Origin of the sequence: Pseudoalteromonas sp. 0802, assembly GCF_013350085.1 — a bacterium.
GTDB lineage: Bacteria > Pseudomonadota > Gammaproteobacteria > Enterobacterales > Alteromonadaceae > Pseudoalteromonas.
On the sequence record NZ_JABVXE010000002.1, the window covers coordinates 373,089 to 392,320 of the forward strand.

General features: G+C 40.8%; 17 protein-coding genes. 13 read left to right on the forward strand and 4 right to left on the reverse strand.

Going from position 1 to position 19,232, the window contains the following annotated elements; genetic code table 11:
• Window positions 1–2 precede the first annotated feature (2 nt).
• From HUS61_RS06505 to HUS61_RS06515, 3 genes are all read right to left on the reverse strand, one after another.
• Entirely contained in the window at window positions 3–1,382 is a 1,380-nt protein-coding gene (locus HUS61_RS06505) for a serine hydrolase (RefSeq protein WP_175081571.1), read from the reverse strand.
• 166 nt (window positions 1,383–1,548) lie between these two features.
• The gene (locus tag HUS61_RS06510; protein WP_175081572.1) at window positions 1,549–2,730 is read right to left on the reverse strand and encodes an NAD(P)-dependent alcohol dehydrogenase; all 1,182 of its coding nucleotides are present in this window, start codon (window positions 2,728–2,730) and stop codon (window positions 1,549–1,551) included.
• Window positions 2,731–2,741: 11 nt separating this feature from the next.
• Window positions 2,742–3,164: a cupin domain-containing protein gene (locus HUS61_RS06515; RefSeq protein ID WP_055021700.1), complete on the reverse strand. Its 423-nt coding sequence runs from the start codon at window positions 3,162–3,164 to the stop codon at window positions 2,742–2,744.
• A gap of 188 nt (window positions 3,165–3,352) precedes the next feature.
• Between HUS61_RS06515 and HUS61_RS06520 the strand changes: the two genes are divergently transcribed.
• From HUS61_RS06520 to HUS61_RS06535, 4 genes are all read left to right on the forward strand, one after another.
• Entirely contained in the window at window positions 3,353–4,090 is a 738-nt protein-coding gene (locus HUS61_RS06520; protein WP_175080653.1) for a hypothetical protein, read from the forward strand.
• Window positions 4,091–4,242: 152 nt separating this feature from the next.
• Window positions 4,243–4,755, forward strand: a complete 513-nt coding sequence (locus HUS61_RS06525; protein WP_175081573.1) for a hypothetical protein — start codon at window positions 4,243–4,245, stop codon at window positions 4,753–4,755.
• A 36-nt stretch (window positions 4,756–4,791) separates the two neighbouring features.
• On the forward strand, window positions 4,792–4,977 hold the full coding sequence (locus HUS61_RS06530) for a DUF1289 domain-containing protein (protein ID WP_138557701.1): 186 nt from the start codon (window positions 4,792–4,794) through the stop codon (window positions 4,975–4,977).
• 64 nt (window positions 4,978–5,041) lie between these two features.
• Window positions 5,042–5,836, forward strand: a complete 795-nt coding sequence (locus HUS61_RS06535) for a glycosyltransferase family 25 protein (RefSeq protein WP_175080655.1) — start codon at window positions 5,042–5,044, stop codon at window positions 5,834–5,836.
• Window positions 5,837–5,856: 20 nt separating this feature from the next.
• Here the strand turns inward: HUS61_RS06535 and HUS61_RS06540 are convergent, their stop codons facing one another.
• Window positions 5,857–7,638, reverse strand: coding sequence for a M61 family metallopeptidase (locus HUS61_RS06540; RefSeq protein ID WP_175080656.1), 1,782 nt, complete (start codon window positions 7,636–7,638; stop codon window positions 5,857–5,859).
• 201 nt (window positions 7,639–7,839) lie between these two features.
• On the opposite strand from HUS61_RS06540, the gene HUS61_RS06545 reads away from it, so the two are divergent.
• The 9 genes from HUS61_RS06545 to ilvN all read left to right on the forward strand — a co-directional run bounded on the left by HUS61_RS06545 (window position 7,840) and on the right by ilvN (window position 19,171).
• Entirely contained in the window at window positions 7,840–9,375 is a 1,536-nt protein-coding gene (locus tag HUS61_RS06545) for a GGDEF domain-containing protein (protein WP_175081574.1), read from the forward strand.
• Window positions 9,376–9,446: 71 nt separating this feature from the next.
• Complete coding sequence (gene ppnN / locus HUS61_RS06550; protein WP_175080658.1) at window positions 9,447–10,790, forward strand: nucleotide 5'-monophosphate nucleosidase PpnN; 1,344 nt, start codon at window positions 9,447–9,449, stop codon at window positions 10,788–10,790.
• Window positions 10,791–10,801: 11 nt separating this feature from the next.
• Complete coding sequence (gene xni, locus HUS61_RS06555; RefSeq protein ID WP_175080659.1) at window positions 10,802–11,575, forward strand: flap endonuclease Xni; 774 nt, start codon at window positions 10,802–10,804, stop codon at window positions 11,573–11,575.
• Window positions 11,576–11,646: 71 nt separating this feature from the next.
• Window positions 11,647–12,030 (forward strand): DUF3192 domain-containing protein, encoded by a 384-nt coding sequence (locus HUS61_RS06560; protein WP_054563904.1) that lies wholly within the window; start codon window positions 11,647–11,649, stop codon window positions 12,028–12,030.
• 18 nt (window positions 12,031–12,048) lie between these two features.
• Window positions 12,049–13,734: a hypothetical protein gene (locus HUS61_RS06565; RefSeq protein ID WP_175081575.1), complete on the forward strand. Its 1,686-nt coding sequence runs from the start codon at window positions 12,049–12,051 to the stop codon at window positions 13,732–13,734.
• A gap of 215 nt (window positions 13,735–13,949) precedes the next feature.
• The gene (locus HUS61_RS06570; RefSeq protein WP_054563906.1) at window positions 13,950–14,957 is read left to right on the forward strand and encodes an isocitrate dehydrogenase; all 1,008 of its coding nucleotides are present in this window, start codon (window positions 13,950–13,952) and stop codon (window positions 14,955–14,957) included.
• Window positions 14,958–15,190: 233 nt separating this feature from the next.
• Window positions 15,191–16,165: a transposase gene (locus HUS61_RS06575; RefSeq protein WP_175081576.1), complete on the forward strand. Its 975-nt coding sequence runs from the start codon at window positions 15,191–15,193 to the stop codon at window positions 16,163–16,165.
• 784 nt (window positions 16,166–16,949) lie between these two features.
• Entirely contained in the window at window positions 16,950–18,674 is a 1,725-nt protein-coding gene (locus HUS61_RS06580) for an acetolactate synthase 3 large subunit (protein WP_175081577.1), read from the forward strand.
• Window positions 18,674–19,171, forward strand: coding sequence for an acetolactate synthase small subunit (ilvN, locus tag HUS61_RS06585; protein ID WP_054551998.1), 498 nt, complete (start codon window positions 18,674–18,676; stop codon window positions 19,169–19,171). Before HUS61_RS06580 ends, ilvN begins: the two co-directional genes overlap by 1 nt.
• Window positions 19,172–19,232 lie beyond the last annotated feature (61 nt).

Sequence of the window (19,232 nt, forward strand, 5' to 3'; positions counted from 1 at the left end):
CTTTATCTGCCCAGTGCTTTTAAAACATCACGAGCAAAATCATGCTCACTAAAGCCTTTAAGCCCTGCAAGGTCGTACCCTCGCCTAACAATCACTAACTGCTCGCTTGGAATGATCACTAAAAATTGACCACGATTGCCTCGCGCTGCAATGGTATCGTTTGGTAACTCAGGAAAACGTTCGTTATAAAGCCACCACTGTGCGCCGTACCCCGGTGCCGTTTCTGGGGGTTGAGCTGAGGCAGGTTTACTAATATAACTTAACCAGCCTTTTGGTAATATTTGCTCACCTTGCCAGCGGCCATTATTCAGGTGTAATAGCCCCAAGCGAGCAAGATCACGAGAAGTAGTCCACACTTGCGATGACAAAATAAAGTCACTTTGCCAATCTGACTCTAAAAACGTGTGCTGCATGCCGATTTTATCGAGTAAATTGTCATATGGATAACGCAAATAGCTCGCTTCATCGTTGAACGTTTCTCGTAAGGTACGTAGCGCTAACATGGTGTCGTTATTGGCGTATTTCCAACGGCTACCAGGCTTTACTTCTAACGCAGTATGAGTCGCAGTATCAGACACTAAACCGCCACCCATATAGACACGATCTGTACGATTGCCCGCTTTATTACTGTCTAAACCTGATGCCATGTGAAGTAAGTTTTCAAGGGTAATTTCGCCACGTGGGTCAAGCGGATGAGACCAGCTTTCAAGCCCCGCAGGCTTTGTAACATCAAGTCGCTTTTGCGCTACCGCAACACCAATAATGCTTGCGCCAATACTTTTTGCAACAGACCAAGTACGCTGGGCAGTTTCAGGTGTAAAACCTGCTTTATATTGCTCTGCTATAATCGCCTCAGGGCTTGCTATTAAAATTGCTGAAGTTCGTGCGCCTTCACCATAATGACGAGTAAAAGCCTGTGCAATAACCTCATCAAGCGCCTTATTGCCCGTCGCTTTATTAACACCATTTAGCATTTGCCAAGGCTTACCATCATCCTTTTGGTAGGCTAAGTTTTCTTTAAACGGTGCTTGCACGAGTGTTGCAGCTTTCAGGCTTGCCCCTACGGGTAAATCAACACAGCCTAAACGAGGCCGCCACACCGATATACGTTGCTTATCTTTATCGTAATCAACAATGACTCGTTTATGCTCAGTATCAATGTTCGCTTTTAGTGTTTTTACAGTATCTGCAATTAAAGGATAAATACCGGTAAGTTCATCTATATTGATTTGATCTTTGCTTTTGCCAGCGTTAAACGTGGCACTACAGGTAAAATTGGCGACGTACCCAGCGGCATAAGCGTTCAAGGTTGTATCTGTTTCTTCGCTACAAACAAAAAAGCTGGAGCACAACAACGTACTTAGTAAGGTTATTTTTTTCATTATTACTCCTTGAGGGGCCAAAGAGTTTAAGTTAGCAAAAGAAAAAAATAATGATATGTTTTTACGGCAGTATTCGCTCTTTAAGCGATAAATCACCGAATAAAAAAGGAACAACAAAAAACGCCATACTGGGTATGGCGTTTGGCTTACTCAATCTAAAAATTATTTAAAATGTTGAGGCATCAATTACATAACGATAGCGCGCTTTTTTATCCACCACGCTTTGCCATGCATTATTGATTTCAGAGGCTTTGATTAACTGGGTTGCTGGCAGAATATTATTCTTAGCACAGTAATCAACAACTTCTTGCGTTTCTTGCATATCACCAATTAACGAAGCATTAAAGTTTACGCGGCTTGCAGCCAATGCTAATGCATTCATGTTTAATGAAAACTCTTCTGGCATACCCACTTGGGTATACGTGCCGAATGGTTTTACTAGTGATGCATATTTAGCGATATCATATTTCACTGGCAAGGTATTAATTAAATAATCAAGCTGCGACTTATGCTCGTTGTAAGCGTCTTCACCGTCAACAACAACCACTTTAGCGCCAAAGGCTTTAATATCGGCTACTTTATCTTTTGAGCTTGTGAACGCATAGACATCAGCACCTTGTGACACAGCCAATTTAACAGCTAAGTGACCAAGTCCACCAATACCAACAACACCTATTTTATCGCCTTTTTTCAAATTAAATTTAAGCAGCGGAGAATACGTTGTAATGCCGGCACATAATAAAGGAGCAGCATGCTCTAAACTAATGTTTTCAGGAATATGCACTGCAAAATGATCGCGAACAACAATGTTATTCGAGTAACCACCTTGTGTGCTACCCGTCGGTGAGCGTTCATCAGGGTAGCCATAAGTGAATTTTGTTTCTGGGCAATATTGCTCGCCTTGATCTTTACAGCTATTACAGTCAAGACAGCTATCAACCATACAGCCTACACCAGCACGGTCGCCCACTTTAAACTTAGTCACATTCTTACCGACTGCTGTTACGATACCTGCAATTTCATGACCTGGTACTTGAGGGTATTGCTGTGCGCCCCAATGCCCTTTCATCTGATGAATATCTGAGTGGCAAATACTGGCGAATTTAATTTCGATTAAAATATCGTTATCGCCTACTGGGCGTCTTTCGAACTCCCATGGTTTTAGTAAGCCTGAATTATCAAAAGCCGCATAGCCACGAGATTTTATATTGCCATTTGCAAGCTGCTCAGATGATGCTGCAAATGAAGGCGCCGCAAAGCCACCTAATAACAGGCCTGCACCTAAAGCTGAACTCGTTTTAATAAAATTACGACGTGATAAGTCTTGCGTTTCATGTTTGTCACACATCTCAATGTACCTTATGCTAAATAATCTTCATCTGAAACAGCTTCGAACCAGTCAACAGGTTTACCATCGAGTGCTTCTTGAACTGCTACATGCTTCATTGCACTATCAGCAGTCGCACCATGCCAGTGTCGCTTCCCGCAATTACACCAAATTAAATCACCTGGATTGATGACTGTTTTCTCACCACCCTCACACTGTGTCCAACCTTGACCTTCTGTAACTAATAAAACTTGGCCGAGTGGATGAGAATGCCAATTTGTGCGAGCTCCTTTTGAAAACTCCACCACAGCAACACCAACGCGGGCAGGTGCTGGTGCATTAAATAAAGTACTGATTTGCACTTTACCTGTGAAACATTCTGCTGGCCCTGCAATTGGATCTTGAGAACCTGACTTAATTACTTGCATATCGTTTGTTTGCGCTGAATCACTCATATGTTTCTCCTTGGCTTGCTTAGGTTATGGTCTACTATTTCAGTCTAAAGCATAGTTAAAAACCATAAATGCCTGAAGCTCGCGCTTTCTTGCCTATTTGTGTAAAAAAAGTTTTTAAAGCCTTTAAACCTTTTTTATCAGCACCTACGACTAAGCTAATAACACCACACATATGAAAGGGAAGAACCATGTTAAGTACAGTAAAAACGCTTTCACTCATTGCCGCAGGCTTATTATCAGCACAAACATTTGCTTGGGGTGATATGCCACTACAAGAAACTAAAAACCTAACGCTAGATGCAGCCTCATTAAGCGCTTTAAAAGTAGAAGCAGGCTCTGGTTTTTTACACATTACCGGTAGTGACAGTGATGAAGTAACCGTTAAAGCCGAGATTTATCAAGAAAAGCCTCATGATGAATACTGCTTAAACCTTGAAGCCAAAGGCAATAACGCAGCGCTTAGTGCAGGCCAGTGCGATTACCACACCAATAAGCAAACTCGCATTGATTTAACCGTTGCTATCCCTCGCTCATTTAATGTAAATGTGCACGATGGCTCTGGTGAAATTATCATTAGCAAAGTTGCGAATACTGTGATCAACGATGGTTCAGGTTCAATTACCGCAAATGACATTACAGGCACATTAGAAATCAATGATGGTTCGGGTAGCATAGAGGCACGTAATATCAGCCGTGATATTAAAATTCATGACGGCTCAGGTAATATTGATGTTGCCAACGCACAGGGCAATATTGAAGTACATGATGGCTCAGGCGGTATCGACTTAAATGATATTTCGGGTGATGTTGTCGTTTCAGATGGCTCAGGCAGCATTCGCGTTGATACTGCAGCAAACTTTGAGTTACTAAGTGATGGCTCTGGCTCAGTAAAAGTAACCAACATTGCAGGCAAAACCAAGATGTAAGCTCACGCTTTTATAGTTTTTAGCAACTATAATGCCTTCCTTTGCGAAGGCATTTTAAATTCTAATTACCAATCTTTATTAGCATTTTTACAAGGGCTTAGGTATCCTTTAGGAAACGTTTAAGGAACTGCTATTTAAAAGGATAGCCTGATATGAAAAAGCCACTCGCCGCCTTACTAACTGGCCTTGTTTTAACTGGTTGTACAGGACTAACAACTGAACAACAAGCGGCCATTGATAACCTAACCCCTTGCGAGAAAATCAACGCCCTATTAGGTGCTTACGACAACCGCTTTGAAGGCTTAAAACGTAACCGTGTAAATACTAAATACATGGAAACATGGACAGCGAAATACAACCTTATTGCCGATAACTGTCAAATCACGGCGCTTGATAAAGACAATGTTACCTACCGCTGTGTTGGCAACTACGAGCAACAGCAACAAGCTGTCGCTGATCACACTCGTGCAGTTAATTTTACCCAAGCTTGTTTAGCGGGTAATAATTGGCACCAAACACAAAAAGAGTCAGCTGAATCGTTACGCACCACGTTTGTGCTTGACGAAAACAACCCTGTTATCTCAATTCATTCGGGTAAAACCCTATCACGCAAACAGCCTTGGTCTACCACGCTTGAAATTGGTAAGCCAATTGAAGGTAAGTAATACACTCATGAAGGCTATATTAGCCTTCACATCACTATGACAAATTCAAAAAAACCAACCAGTCAATTTAAAACAGATTGCATCGGTCAATGTCATCGGCTAAATGGTTATTGCACTGGCTGTGGTCGCAGTAATGATGAAATTTTTGATTGGATCATTTTATCCGAGCAAGAAAAGCAAGCGATTTTAAATACTCCTCGCCCTGACATAAAAGCGAAATAGTTCTGACACCCAAGCGTCATTAAAGCTTGTTAGCCTGATTCAAACTGACCATCAGGTAACGATAATGACCGCTATTTTTGTAATTAACTTAGCAAGCTCTACTGAACGATTAAACCGTGTTAGCCATGAGCTCAACGCACAAAATTTGGCATTTGAACGCCTTGATGCAATTGATGGAAGAGAGCTGTCTGATACAGAGATAGCCAAGCACTATAGTGCTGATTTAAATATAAAAAAATACCATAAGCCATTGAGTAAAGGTGAAATTGGCTGTTACCTGAGTCACAGAAAAGCATGGCAAACCATTGTCGATAGGCAATTAGATTACGCCATTATTTTAGAAGATGACTTTGTTCTCGACCGCTCTATTCACAGTGCAATTGAAAACATTAGTACATTAAAACAGCCTTGGCAGCTAATAAAATTGGCCGCTTATAAAGACCGAAATCGGGAAATTGCCTTTACAAAGCCCCTTGCTGATGAGCAACACTTAGTTATTCATAAAAAGCTTATGTCTGGCTGCTGTGCAACTGCTGTTAGTTTTGAAGGTGCAAAAGCGCTATTAAAAGCCACAGCCATATTTGGCCGCCCCGTTGACTGCGATTTACAGCACGTGTGGGAAACCGGTGTTTATGGATACTCTTTGCTGCCCTACCCGGTATCACAACCTGATAATTCACAAAGTGATATTCGTGATAGATCAGTAAAAGTTAAAAAGTCGTTTTGGCGACGTAAAAAACAACAGCTACAAAGTGCACTACTAAACGCAAAATACACTAAGCAGTTTGTAAAAACGCAGCAAGTACCAAACAAAAAGAAAGGAGCCGCAGCTCCTCTCTTACCAATCAAAAATCATTAACGATTTATTTTGCTTGGCTGTTATTTAGCTTGATTTGGGTGGTCAACACCCATCCATGCTTTAAACAATGCCATTTGAGCTGGTGTTGCATCTTTTAATGCTTTGACCTTTTTCTCTTTATCAAAGTCTTCGCTAAGTGTTAGCGTTGTGCTTTGTAATGCATCGCGTCTAATGAAATCAACAGTCACTGTGTCGCCTGCTTTAAACGTTTCAAGGCTGGCTGTTAAATCTTTACCAACATGCTTTTTGTTAAACGCCACGATTTTGTCATCAGTCGTTAAGCCCGCTTGCCATGCAGCGCCACCACGGCGAACATGAGTTAGGGTTAATAACTCACCGCTGTTTTTTGCAAACGAATCAATACTAGGTACTGATTTTGCGCCTTCAGGGCGAATTAAACCTAAGCCTACTTTTGCAAGTAGCTCATCAAAGTCGATAGCAGCTGGCTCATCCACATTCGCTTGCCACCAAGCGCTGTAATCACGACCTGTGAGCTCTTTTAAAATTGCTTTAACATCATCTGGCGTAAAACCATCTGGTAAACGATGCTTGTTGTAAAGCGCGCGGTGAACGTCGCGGTAACTGATTTTGCCATCGCTTTTTTCTAGCAAATCAATATCAAGTGCCATTGAAATCAATGAACCTTCTAAATAGATATTGGTGCTGTAGTTGCGAGCGTGGTCGCCGCCTTGGTTGATCCACTTATCAAAGCTTGTTTCGGTTGCACTTTGTACTTCGCGACCCGGTGTTTGTAAATGACGATTAACGGTTTTCGTTAACGTACCGAAGAACTCATCAGTTGTTTCAATGCCAGCGCGCACCATTAAGTGATCTTCAAAGTAGCTGGTTGAGCCCTCTGCAATCCATAATGTTTTCGCGTAGTTAATATTGGTGTAGTCATACGGCGCGATACCTTTAGGGCGGTATGCTTTTACGTTCCAAGTGTGAATAAATTCGTGAGCTGCGGTGCTGATAAACGCAAGGTAATCTTTACGAGAACCAAAACGGTCACGTGGGCGCTGGATAATGGTTGAATTTAAATGCTCTGTTGCACCGCCTGCTCCTGACGTAGCATGCACCATAAATACGTAACGCTCATACGGGTAGTTATCCCAAATTACGTTACCCGTTGTCACTAGCTTTTTAAGGTCAGTTAGCATTTGTTCTACATCGTAGTTGCCTTCACCCCAAATAACGAGTTCGTATTCACGACCATCAACAGTGAACTTGTGTAGCTCATTGATACCTGTTTCGATTGGTGAATCAACTAAAATATCGTAATCAGCGGCCTTAAAACTGTGTTTAGAACCCGCATTTTCCATACCCGATACTGAGCGCCATTCTTTTGGTACATTTAGCTCAACTTTAACTGGGTCTTGGCGGAATGATTCGCTGAACATGAAAAAGCCAGATGCATCAATGAAGGCATGACTGTCATCAATATGACGAGCACGTTTACCTAGCTCGTTAGCGTAAACTTGGTAATCTACATTGACTTGAGTAGGTTCGTTTAGATGAACACGCCAAGTGCTGTGGTCAATTTTTTCCCACTTTAAAGCCTTACCATCATCATCTTTTGCTTCGAAAAAGCGCACGCCATTGGCAAGATTTAAAATTTCGTAACGGCCAGTACGCCAAGCTGGAAGTTTAATATCTAAATGTGCTTGTGCTGTTTGCGGAAACTCAACACTTACATTACCTAAATGGTGCTCAGGCTGAGTGATAGACAGTGAGTAGTTCACATCTGCAAACGCACTGCTAGAACAGGCCGCCAAAATAGACATTGCCAAAAACTTTTTCATAACAACTCTTTTTATTACTATCAAAATTGCGAAACAGCCTAACAATTGCGAGAAAAAATGTGAATTAAAAACCGATAAACAGCCATTGCAACAAGTTTGATAGACAAAATAGCTAAGTTTTTGACTTGGAACCTACATTTCGTATTAATTTGTTGTAAACTTAGCTAATAGAAATTTGAATTTTGATGGCGGTATTACTAGGTGCAGCAACAGCATGATGTTCTTAATAAAAAGTTAAAGCAAGCGATCGACGCTCGAACAGTGGTCGAAGATGCGCGCAAACATCAAGTTGAAGTTCTTTCTCAGTTTGCAGCGAAACTATCGCTAAGCTGTAAAGGACTAGACATTGAACTAGACAATCGTTTAGCAAAATTTAGAAATGCCCTTAAAAAAGGGGTTAAATTCGAATTACTCACCCCCTTTATCGATGATGTGCTTGGCCTGTTAAAACAACAAGAAACTAAGCAAATGGCACTGCAACGTGAGCTAAATGAAAGCGTCACTGACGCAGGCAAGCAGCTGCAAAAAGTACGAGGCTTGCCTGATGATGCACGTCGTTCGCTACGTTACTTACTCGATCACGAATTAAATAATATTCAGTCTAATCATGACTTTGTGCCACTACTTTCGAAGCTGATTTTAATTTATCATCAAGCCTTACAAGCCAAGCTTGCAACAACAAATACAGCTGAGGCGCAAATAAGACCAGAGCTTGCCACACAGCTGCTTTCTCTTGCCAATGACTTAGTGCTCGAAGATGAAAGTGCCGAGCAAATTAAGACTATCAAAAGTAAAATAACCCACAATGATAGTGTTGACGATCTGCTTGATTCTGCACTGAATATTATCAGCATCGTTACGCGCAATATGAGCAAAGAGCGCCAATCAGCGCAAAGCTTTTTGATCTCATTAAATCAAACAATCGAAGATTTACATCATTCCATTGTTTCTACCAGCAAGCATTCAGAATCTCTGAGCGCTGAATACGACACGCTTAACAAGCAAATCGAAAGCAAAATTAAAAACCTGCATACGCAAACACAGCAAGCGACATCTATTTCTTCGCTTAAAGAGCTTGTAGAAGAAGAATTAAAATCATTAAGTGATGATTTAATTGCGAAAGAAAAGCTAGAACAAACCGAACGCGAAAACTTACTCGCTAGCTTTAACGATATTAATAGCCGCATTAGTCATTTAGAAACCAAGCTTTCTACCTATAAGCAGCGCCTAAATGAGCAGCGCTTTAAAAGCTTACTCGATGGCCTAACTAAGTTGCCAAACCGTGCTGCATTTGATGAACGCTTTAACCATGAATTTAACTTATTTAATGTGCAAGAATCAGATATCACCTTTGTAGTGATTGATGTAGACCACTTTAAATCAATCAATGACCAATATGGCCACAGTGCTGGTGATAAAACACTGCAAGTAATTGCTAAAGCATTACAAAAATCAATTCGTAAATCAGACTTTATTTCCCGTTACGGCGGCGAAGAGTTTGTGTTATTAATGAGTGGAATGTCGATTGAAAATGCCGCTGTGCCACTTGAAAAACTGCGCAAAACAATTCAAGGCATTCCGTTTAAATTTAAAAATAAGCAAGTAGAAATCACCATTTCTCTTGGTGCAACCCAGTTGAAAAAAGGTGATACCCCGCTGATTGCCTTTGACCGTGCAGATGAAGCACTATACAAAGCTAAGAACGAGGGACGAAATAAAGTTTGCATTAGCAAATAAAGGCCTCATCTAGTATGTGAGGTCTTTGACACACAATGATAAAGGCTCATAGACGAGCCGGGAGAGTGCTTATGTTAAAACAACTGAATCCTACAGGTGTACTGGATTTACTATCGCAACTAGAAGTTGATCTACTCGAACAATCATCCACCAGCGAGCGCTATAAATTATTTAGGAACTGTGTGCTCGCGGTTCTCAATGTGGGCAGCCACACCGATTCAAGCTCTGAAATTTACAATAAATACGAAGACTTTGATATTCGCTTATTAAGCCGCGAACGCGGGATTAAGATCGAACTTGAAAATCCACCCGAATCCGCCTTTGTTGACGGCGAAATTATTACCGGTATTCATGAACATATCTTCTCGGTTATTCGCGATATTCTGTTTATTTGTCAAAAGTACGAAAAAGATTTAACAGAACAAAAAGCCATTACTCATATGGTATTCGATATGCTGCGAAACGCAGGCGCATTGAGAGTAAATAGTGACCCAAGCATGATAGTTTGTTGGGGCGGCCACTCTATTAACGAAGTGGAATACAAATATACCAAACAAGTTGGCTATGAGCTTGGCCTTCGTGGCTTAAACATTTGTACCGGCTGTGGCCCTGGTGCAATGAAAGGCCCAATGAAAGGTGCCACTATTGGCCATGCCAAGCAACGTATTACTAATAATCGTTACTTAGGTTTAACCGAGCCAAGTATTATTGCCGCTGAGCCACCTAACCCGATTGTAAATGAGCTGGTGATTTTGCCTGATATCGAAAAGCGTTTAGAGGCTTTTATTCGTACAGCCCATGGCATTATAATCTTCCCAGGTGGGGCGGGTACCGCAGAAGAGCTGTTATACCTTTTAGGTATTTTGCTACACCCAGATAACGAAAAACAATGTTTACCAGTGATCCTTACTGGTCCTAAAGAAAGTGAAAACTACTTTATTGAGCTGTGTAAATTCGTTGAAAAAACGCTTGGTAAAGCGGCGCTAGATAAGTTTGAAGTGATCATCGATGATCCAGAACGCGTTGGTAAAACGCTTAAAGAGAAGATGGTGGAAGTGCGCGAATACCGCAAGAGCCAAGGTGATGCCTACTACTTTAATTGGACACTAAAAATCGATCATGATTTCCAACAGCCGTTTGCACCAACTCATGCTAATATGTCGAGCTTAGATTTACATTTAGATCAACCAACTCAGCAACTCGCAGCTAATTTACGCCGTGCGTTTTCAGGCATTGTAGCTGGTAATGTTAAAGACGAAGGCTTACAAGCCATCAAACAACATGGCCGATTTGTGCTAAGTGGTGAACCTGCGCTTATGGCTGATATGGACAAACTACTGGCAGCATTTGTTGAGCAAGGCCGAATGAAGTTGCCTGGCAGTAAGTATATTCCTTGCTATGAGATCAAAGCCTAACAGGAGCCTATGTGACAACCCAATTACTTTTAATAGATGCGCTAAATCTTATTAGGCGCATCTATGCTGTTGATAGTAATCAGAGTCATCACAGTGAAGAGCATATGATAAAAGCAAGCTGTGCCCGCGTGGCACATGCTTGCAAAAAGTTACGCCAGCAAACGAATGCGACTCACGCGATTGCCGTGTTTGATGGTGAAAGAAGTTGGCGTTATCACTACTTTGAGGCCTACAAAAGCACTCGTTCACCAATGCCTGACATCCTCAAGCAAAACTTATCACGCTTTAAACAAGCAATTGAAGACACTGGCATTGTGGTGTTTTCACCTGATAATGATGAAGCCGACGATATAATTGCTACTCTTGCTTACAAGGCCGCATCTAATAATGTGCATTCTACTATCGTTTCTACCGATAAAGGGTTTTTGCCGTTTTTATCTGAGCAAATTGCAATATTTGATTACTTCAAAAAACAGTATATTGAGCTTGAAGATATCAAGCAGCGCTTTGATGTACCAAAGCATCGACTTGCTGATTTTTGGGCATTAGCAGGTGATAAAACCAATGATATTCCGGGCGTTAAAGGGATAGGTAATAAGTCGGCGCAGCAATTAATCAACGATTATGAGTCGATAGAAGCGGCCATGAACGATAATGAGCTAAACCCGACTCTTAAACGTAAGCTGAGTTCAGAAATGGACATGTTCGTAATATCAAAAAACCTTGTTATGCTGCGTACCGATATTAACTTAGGCTTTAGTTTAAAGCAGTTAAGGCTCAATTAGTCGCAATCTCGTAGCACAGTTTGCCAACTAAGCGTATACTGAAAATTCGCGTTAGTTTTATAGAGTTACACATGTTTAAAAAGGTTTTCCAATATCTGGTACTTGGGTTAGGTGTTTATGCACTGATAGCAACCCTAGTGATCACTTTTTATAAAGATGATCCGCAAGCCATGATCTGGCAAGACCGCGAAGCTTTTAATAAACGCTATATCGCAAAACTATCGATTGATAAGCCCGAAAACCTTAATGCGGTGCTTGATTATTTAGGTAGCCCCGATCTAACCTATGCTAAACGAGTCGAAGACAATGTTTGGCAGATTATTTTTTACCGCACTCAGCATGTTAAATCTGATGGCATAACCACCATCGATGAATGCACAGGCCTACTATTTAAAAATGGTCAGCTGGTATTATGGGGGCCAAGTGCCTATGAAAGCTATCAACAAGAAACCTAACCGCTTATGATGGAAAACGTGACGCCACGGGAATTGGCACGCTTATTTGATAGTACACACCAGCTACTTAAGCTTTATCATCAAAAGCAAAAATGGTCACAAATTTTCCCTTTATTAAGTAACCTAGCTGAGCGTTATTACCTGCTGTATCAAGCCTGCCCAAAAGGTATGCAAGCACAACTAAGCTTGTATGTACCGAACCATGGTTACACCACAAACTTAGTTGTAAACCAATGTGTTGTAGCCTGCATTTTGTGCCGCAGCCTTAACTACAACCAAGCCATTAGCGAACAAATTATTAGCTGCTGTTTAGCCAATTACCTTTGCGTTCAATCCCAAAGTAATAAGTTAGCGGCAGGACAAACCCTGACGGCTCAAGATAAAAAGCTTTGGCAGTGTCGCCATCAATTAGCAGCAAAATTACTAAAAGACTCAGGCCCACATACGCTTTCTATTCAGCATTTACTAGCGCGTTTAAATAAATATAAACAAGCCCTATTAAGCGCGCCAAAAATTATGATTTACGATGGCGCAACAACCTTAGTTGCTTTGGCTAATATTATTGCCATGAATACGACTTACCGCGAGTCGGGTGGTCACATTAGTGTGCACAAAGCCTTAGCTGATATTTATTTACGCACCCCTAATGAATTTGCCCAAAATGCTATAAAAGCACTGATTGCGCATATTGGCCCTTACATTCCGGCCAGTGAAGTAAAGTACGCCGAACAAGTACTTATTTATTTAGCCACAGATGAACATGGCCGCCATATATTGGTTGATGCCAGCCGCCCTGAAAAAATTCGTTGGCATCGCTTCAAAGCAAGCTTAACTATTTTTGACAAACAAAGGCATTGTAAAGACTCTCGTTTGCTATACACAGTTTGGTTTAGTGAAAACATTAACTTTGCTGAGCCACAGCCAATAAATCAGCAGCGCAGGCAGCACTATTTAGAGTTAATTAGCACGTTAAAAGTATCGCAAGAATATAGCTTTCGTGGTTTAAATAAGCTTTTAAGCCCCTACCCTGAATTGATAACCCAGCTTACTGTTGCTTCTAAACCCTACAATAAAGAGCAGCAAAGAGCTAAAGACTTGCGCCATTGTTTATCTATGGTCGGATACGATAACGCCCCTGCGATTATACAAAAAGTATTATTTCAACGCTTGGTTGCAACCACCTCTCACCCGCTTTTTCAGCATATATCTAAGCGCCTTGAGAATATGGTGCGCATTATTCAGGCGCTATTTAAGCACAACGATTCTATTCAATTTGAGCAAGTTACTTTGCCCTTATATGCCTATGTTCTTTATCTTTGCGAACATCAAGCAACCTGTATTTCTCGTAAAACTGTATTTGAGCAGGCCGAAGAGCAAGTAATAAGTCCACCGCTTGCCTGTTTGTTTGGGGTTAGTCACTTAAATCAAGAGCCACTAACGGCGTATTTAAATCAACTGATTGGCGATAACAGTTGGACACAGCATTTACTTGGTAGTGAGCAACATAAAAAGCAAACACTCGATATCAATGAAAAACATTGGGTCGCGATTAAGCTATTTACTTATTATGTTTTTCAGCCCAAAGCACTATTTAGTAGTTGGCAAGAACAGATTATTTTCGACAGCTTATCGGCTGCTGGTTGGCAATCAAAAGCAGATTTTTATGCATATCTGAAAAACTGTGAATTTGCAGACAATTTTTAGATTGTGTTGTTAAAAAGTGCGAAAACGTTAAATAAATATGAACTTTAGTCTGTTTATAGTCAGTATTCACAGGATAAACTGGCAAAAAGCTGAATAAATTGCTATAAAAGCCGCTTAAATTTTCAAACACATCCACGTAAACCCTCTAACAAGTAAATCGCATGCTATTTCGCGATAAGTTTACGTGTTTATCTACTCATAAATAGGAAAAGTAAATGGCTAAACAAACCATCACAGTGATCAAAGGCGACGGCATTGGTCCTAGCATTATTGATTCAGCACTTGAGATCCTTAAAGCTGCAGGTTGCGATTTTGATTATGAATTCGTTGATGCTGGCCTTGCTGCCCTAGAAAAAACTGGTGAGTTACTTCCGCAAGAAACAATCGACACAATCGCGCGTAACAAGATCACTTTAAAAGGTCCTTTAACGACGCCAGTTGGTGAAGGTTTTACTTCAATCAACGTAACTTTACGTAAAAAGTTTGGCCTTTACGCTAACGTACGTCCTGTTAAATCATTCGCAGGTACACAAGCTCGTTACGACGACATCGATATCATCACTATTCGTGAAAATACACAAGGCATGTACTCAGGTCTTGGCCAAGTGGTTTCTGAAGATGGTAACGAAGCAGAAGCAATGTCAAAAATCACCCGTGAAGGTGCAGAAAAAATCGTTACTTTTGCATACGAACTAGCGGTACGTGAAGGCCGTAAAAAAGTAACTGCTGTACACAAAGCTAACATCCTTAAATCAACATCAGGTTTATTCTTAAAAGTTGCACGTGAAGTAGCTGAGCGTTACCCACAAATCGAATCAACAGAAATGATTGTTGATGCAACTTGTATGAAACTAGTTATGACTCCTGATGAGTTTGATGTAATTGTTACTACAAACTTATTCGGTGACATCCTATCTGACCTATGTGCTGGTCTTGTTGGTGGTTTAGGTATGGCTCCTGGCGCAAACATCAGTGAAGATGCAGCAATTTTCGAAGCTGTACACGGTAGCGCACCAGACATCGCTGGTAAAAACCTTGCAAACCCAACGTCAGTGATCTTAGCATCTATCCAAATGCTAGAGCACCTAGGTATGGGCGACACTGCAGAGCGCATCCGTAGCGCAGTTGCTGATGTTATCAAATCAGGCGACCGTACAACTCGCGACCTAGGCGGCAGCCACGGTACTACAGACTTCACTCAAGCTGTAATTGAGCGTCTATAAGAGAACTCTTGTTTAAGGCTTATGATAATCTAATAGCCCTCAAACACCTCTTTATCAAAAGCCAGTCTACGACTGGCTTTTTTATTCCCTCTACTAAATTGAATACTTAATTGGACATCCACTTTTATCTTTTTAGTAAAACCTCAACATAAAACTAGACACCCAACTTAAAATTTCTCACTTCTTAAAATTATGGCTAAACTTAAATTGTTCAACTCATGGAGGAGAAGAGCATGGCAACCCCACGTAGAAACTTAATTAGCGTTTCAAACACGCCTTACTATCATTGTATTTCACGCTGCGTTCGTCGCGCTTATTTGTGCGGGCAAGACCCACTAACAGGTCGTTCGTATGAACACCGGCGCGATTGGGTTGAAAAGAAACTATTTCAACTTGGCAGGATATTTTGTATTGATATTTGCGCCTATGCGGTTATGAGTAATCACACGCACTTGGTCCTTCACATCGATATAGCAAAAGCAAAGCGCCTGAATAATAGAGCGATTCTTATTAGATGGCACAAGTTATTCAAAAGTGCATTCCTTTGCCAACGATTCTTAAATGGCGAATTGCTAACACAAGCTGAGCTCGCTGCAGTTAATGCCAGAGTAAATTTATATCGAGAACGGCTCAGCAGCATTAGTTGGTTTATGCGAGTTCTTAATGAGAGCATTGCACGAAAAGCGAATCTAGAGGATGAATGTAAAGGACGATTTTGGGAAGGTCGCTTTAAATCACAAGCTTTACTTGATGAAGCAGCACTTGTCGCTTGCCTCGCTTATGTTGATTTGAACCCTGTAAGAGCAAAAGCGGCTGATTTACCAGAAGAATCTGACTACACCAGTATTAAATCTAGATTTAATGCAGCTCAAAATAATAAGCAACCAAAATCACTTATGCGCTTTGCAGGTAAGCCTCGTAAACATATGCCTAAGGGACTACCATTTGAGCTCAAGACATATCTGCAACTTGTAGATTGGACTGGCCGCTCAATACGAAAAGATAAGCCTGGGAAAATCCCAGAAGAAGCATTACCAATACTTGAAAGATTAAACATTTGTACAGAAAACTGGCTTACACTCACCACTTCTTTTACCCGCTCATTTAAAAATACTGCAGGTAAAGAACAAGCAATCACAGCTTATACTAATCACATGAAGCGAAAACGAAGAAGCTCTATAGCTAATAGCTTAGCCTTGTTTACTTAGTTACGGATTCGACACTAGAAATCAATCTTACAAATCCAATCCTTTTAATTCTAGAGGCATAACGACTTGTGCAACTAGCGCTGACCAGTGTGTAAAACTAAAAATTAAATCAGCACATAAGGCTGAAATGTAATTAATGACAATGAAAAATCACTATTTTTATAGCAATTCAACTTGTTCTGAATAATTCAAAACTATCTTTAGCTGATTCTTATTAAAAATAAGTTGGGTGTCTAACTAAATATTTAAGTTGGCTGTCTATTCAAAAATTAACCAAATCTTATTGTAGCGAGGTGTTAAAGTGGGTGTCTAATTAAAAAATAAATCCGATTCTGATAGTAGCTAAGTTATGCAAGGCAGTAACGTAAATGCATTATCTATTGGTATAGTTAGCAATTTGCCACACGAACAATTCAATGCATAGTTACACCTAAAAATAATGATAATAAAGCATTTAGATGCAACGAAAATATCAAAAAACAAAAATACAGAAAAATTAATGCAAAAAGCCACATTTGCGGTTGACATCAGTTTCCAAAACGCTTAAAAATACTCCTAACATTTTTTAAACAGCAGCCATCTAGTCGGCTGTGCATTTTTTAGAAGAAAATTAAAAAATAATGAATATTCGCCGTCACCTTTTAGTCGTCAACGTTCTCGTACTGGTCTTAGTTACAAGCCCAGCGGGAGGCTATTAAAAGGTGAAAGCACGCTTTTTAAAAAACCCCCGCCATATGCGGGGGTTTTTTTATGCATTTATGCTTGCACACACAGAGGAATGAGGATGAGTACAACTGAATATAATGGATCCGAACTAGTTGTTCGGGCACTTAAAGAATTGAATGTTAAGTATATTTTTGGCTACCCTGGCGGGTCTGTTCTTGATTTATATGACGCGTTATTTCAACAAGAAGATATTGAACATATCTTAGTACGTCACGAACAAGCCGCTACTCATATGGCTGATGGTTATGCCCGTGCTACCGGTGAAGTCGGTGTGGTGCTAGCAACTTCTGGCCCTGGCGCTACAAACTGTGTAACAGGTATCGCGACAGCGTACATGGATTCTATCCCAATGGTGGTGTTATCTGGCCAAGTTCCTACTGGTTTAATTGGTGATGATGCATTCCAAGAAACTGATATTGTTGGTTGTTCTCGCCCTATCGTAAAGCACAGCTATAACTGTCGTAGCGCAAAAGATATTCCAACAATCTTAGCTAAAGCATTCTACTTAGCCAGCACAGGCCGCCCTGGACCGGTTGTGGTTGAATTACCAAAAGATATGCTTAATCCAGAGCTAAAGTTCCCATTCGAATTTCCAAAAACAACTGAGCTTCGAACTTATAACCCGAACACTAAAGGCCACTCAAAACAAATTCGCAAAGCAGTTAGCGCAATTTTAGAAGCTAAAAAACTGGTTATTTACTCAGGTGGCGGCATTATTCTATCAAATACCTCTGAGCAACTAACTCACTTGGTTGAATCATTAAACGCGCCAATCACTAACACCTTAATGGGTCTAGGTGGTATCAGCGGTACTCACCCTAACTTTATTGGTATGTTAGGTATGCATGGTAGTCTTGAGGCAAATAAAGCCATGGCAAATGCTGATGTTATTCTAGCTTTAGGCGCTCGATTCGATGATCGGGTAACAAATAACGTTAAAAAGTTCTGCCCTAATGCCACTATCGTTCATGTTGATGTTGACCCAACCTCTATTTCTAAAACAATTAAAGCGCACATCCCTGTTGTTGGCTGCTTACAAACAGTGCTTGAACAGTTACAAACGGCGATTGATAAGAGCCCTATTTCAATTGATCGTTCTGCACAAGAAGACTGGTGGCGTCAAATTATTAGCTGGCGTGAACAAAAATGCCTAAGCTACAGCACGGATGGCGATAAAATCAAACCACAAGCCGTTATCGAGGCAATTTACAAAGCAACCAATGGTGATGCTTACATCAGCTCTGATGTAGGTCAGCATCAAATGTTTGCAGCTCAGTATTATCCGTTTAAACATCCGCGCCAATGGATCAACTCTGGTGGCTTAGGCACCATGGGCTTTGGTTTACCTGCGGCAATGGGCGTTAAGCTTGCCTTCCCTGAAAAAGAATCTATCTGTGTGACGGGTGATGGCTCAATCCAAATGAACATTCAAGAGCTATCAACTTGCTTACAATACAATTTAGCAGTAAAAGTTGTGTCGTTAAATAACCGCTCACTGGGCATGGTACGTCAATGGCAAGATATGATGTATTCAGGTCGTCACTCATCTTCTTACATGGAATCACTTCCTGATTTCGTAAAATTAGTTGAAAGCTATGGCCACGTAGGTATTCGCGTTGATCATATTGATGAGCTTCAACCTGCTATTGAAAAAGCCATGTCAATTAATGACAGACTGGTATTTTTAGATATCTGTGTAGATGAAAAAGAACATGTTTACCCTATGCAAATCAAGCTAGGGGCAGTCGATGATATGTGGTTACGTAAAGGAGTAAAAGCATAATGCGCCGTATTTTATCAATCTTATTAGAAAACGAACCTGGCTCGTTATCGCGCATTGTAGGCTTATTTTCACAGCGCGCTTACAACATCGATAGCTTGACTGTTGGCACGACAGACGATCATTCTCTTTCGCGTATTACCATTACAACCATGGGTGATGATCGCATCGTTGAGCAAATTACTAAGCAAGTTAACAAACTGGTAGATGTTCTTAAGATTATTGACTTAACCGAAATGGCGCACATCGAGCGTGAGCTATTATTGGTGAAAGTTTTTGCCCAAGATGAAACCACTCGTGCAGCAGTAACGCGTGTTGCTGATGTATTCCAAGGTGCTATTTTAGATATGGGTCGCCACAGTTACACACTGCAACTTGTAGCGAGCACAGAAAAAATTGAATCCTTCCTTGATACTTTGCGTCATGAATCAGACATTATTGAAGTTGTACGTTCAGGTGCGGTTGGTATTGGTCGTGGTGATAAAGCGTTAAAGGCATAAGCCTTTTTCGCTATCGCGACAAAACTCCAGATACAAAAAAAAGGGCTATAAGCCCTTTTTT

Bases quoted from the DNA above. Each gene is read 5' to 3' on its own strand.
- HUS61_RS06505 (WP_175081571.1), bottom strand. From the start codon at position 1,382: ATGAAAAAAATAACCTTACTAAGTACGTTGTTGTGCTCCAGCTTTTTT.
- HUS61_RS06510 (WP_175081572.1), bottom strand. From the start codon at position 2,730: ATGTGTGACAAACATGAAACGCAAGACTTATCACGTCGTAATTTTATT.
- HUS61_RS06515 (WP_055021700.1), bottom strand. From the start codon at position 3,164: ATGAGTGATTCAGCGCAAACAAACGATATGCAAGTAATTAAGTCAGGT.
- HUS61_RS06520 (WP_175080653.1), top strand. From the start codon at position 3,353: ATGTTAAGTACAGTAAAAACGCTTTCACTCATTGCCGCAGGCTTATTA.
- HUS61_RS06525 (WP_175081573.1), top strand. From the start codon at position 4,243: ATGAAAAAGCCACTCGCCGCCTTACTAACTGGCCTTGTTTTAACTGGT.
- HUS61_RS06530 (WP_138557701.1), top strand. From the start codon at position 4,792: ATGACAAATTCAAAAAAACCAACCAGTCAATTTAAAACAGATTGCATC.
- HUS61_RS06535 (WP_175080655.1), top strand. From the start codon at position 5,042: ATGACCGCTATTTTTGTAATTAACTTAGCAAGCTCTACTGAACGATTA.
- HUS61_RS06540 (WP_175080656.1), bottom strand. From the start codon at position 7,638: ATGAAAAAGTTTTTGGCAATGTCTATTTTGGCGGCCTGTTCTAGCAGT.
- ppnN (WP_175080658.1), top strand. From the start codon at position 9,447: ATGTTAAAACAACTGAATCCTACAGGTGTACTGGATTTACTATCGCAA.
- HUS61_RS06560 (WP_054563904.1), top strand. From the start codon at position 11,647: ATGTTTAAAAAGGTTTTCCAATATCTGGTACTTGGGTTAGGTGTTTAT.
- HUS61_RS06570 (WP_054563906.1), top strand. From the start codon at position 13,950: ATGGCTAAACAAACCATCACAGTGATCAAAGGCGACGGCATTGGTCCT.
- HUS61_RS06575 (WP_175081576.1), top strand. From the start codon at position 15,191: ATGGCAACCCCACGTAGAAACTTAATTAGCGTTTCAAACACGCCTTAC.
- HUS61_RS06580 (WP_175081577.1), top strand. From the start codon at position 16,950: ATGAGTACAACTGAATATAATGGATCCGAACTAGTTGTTCGGGCACTT.
- ilvN (WP_054551998.1), top strand. From the start codon at position 18,674: ATGCGCCGTATTTTATCAATCTTATTAGAAAACGAACCTGGCTCGTTA.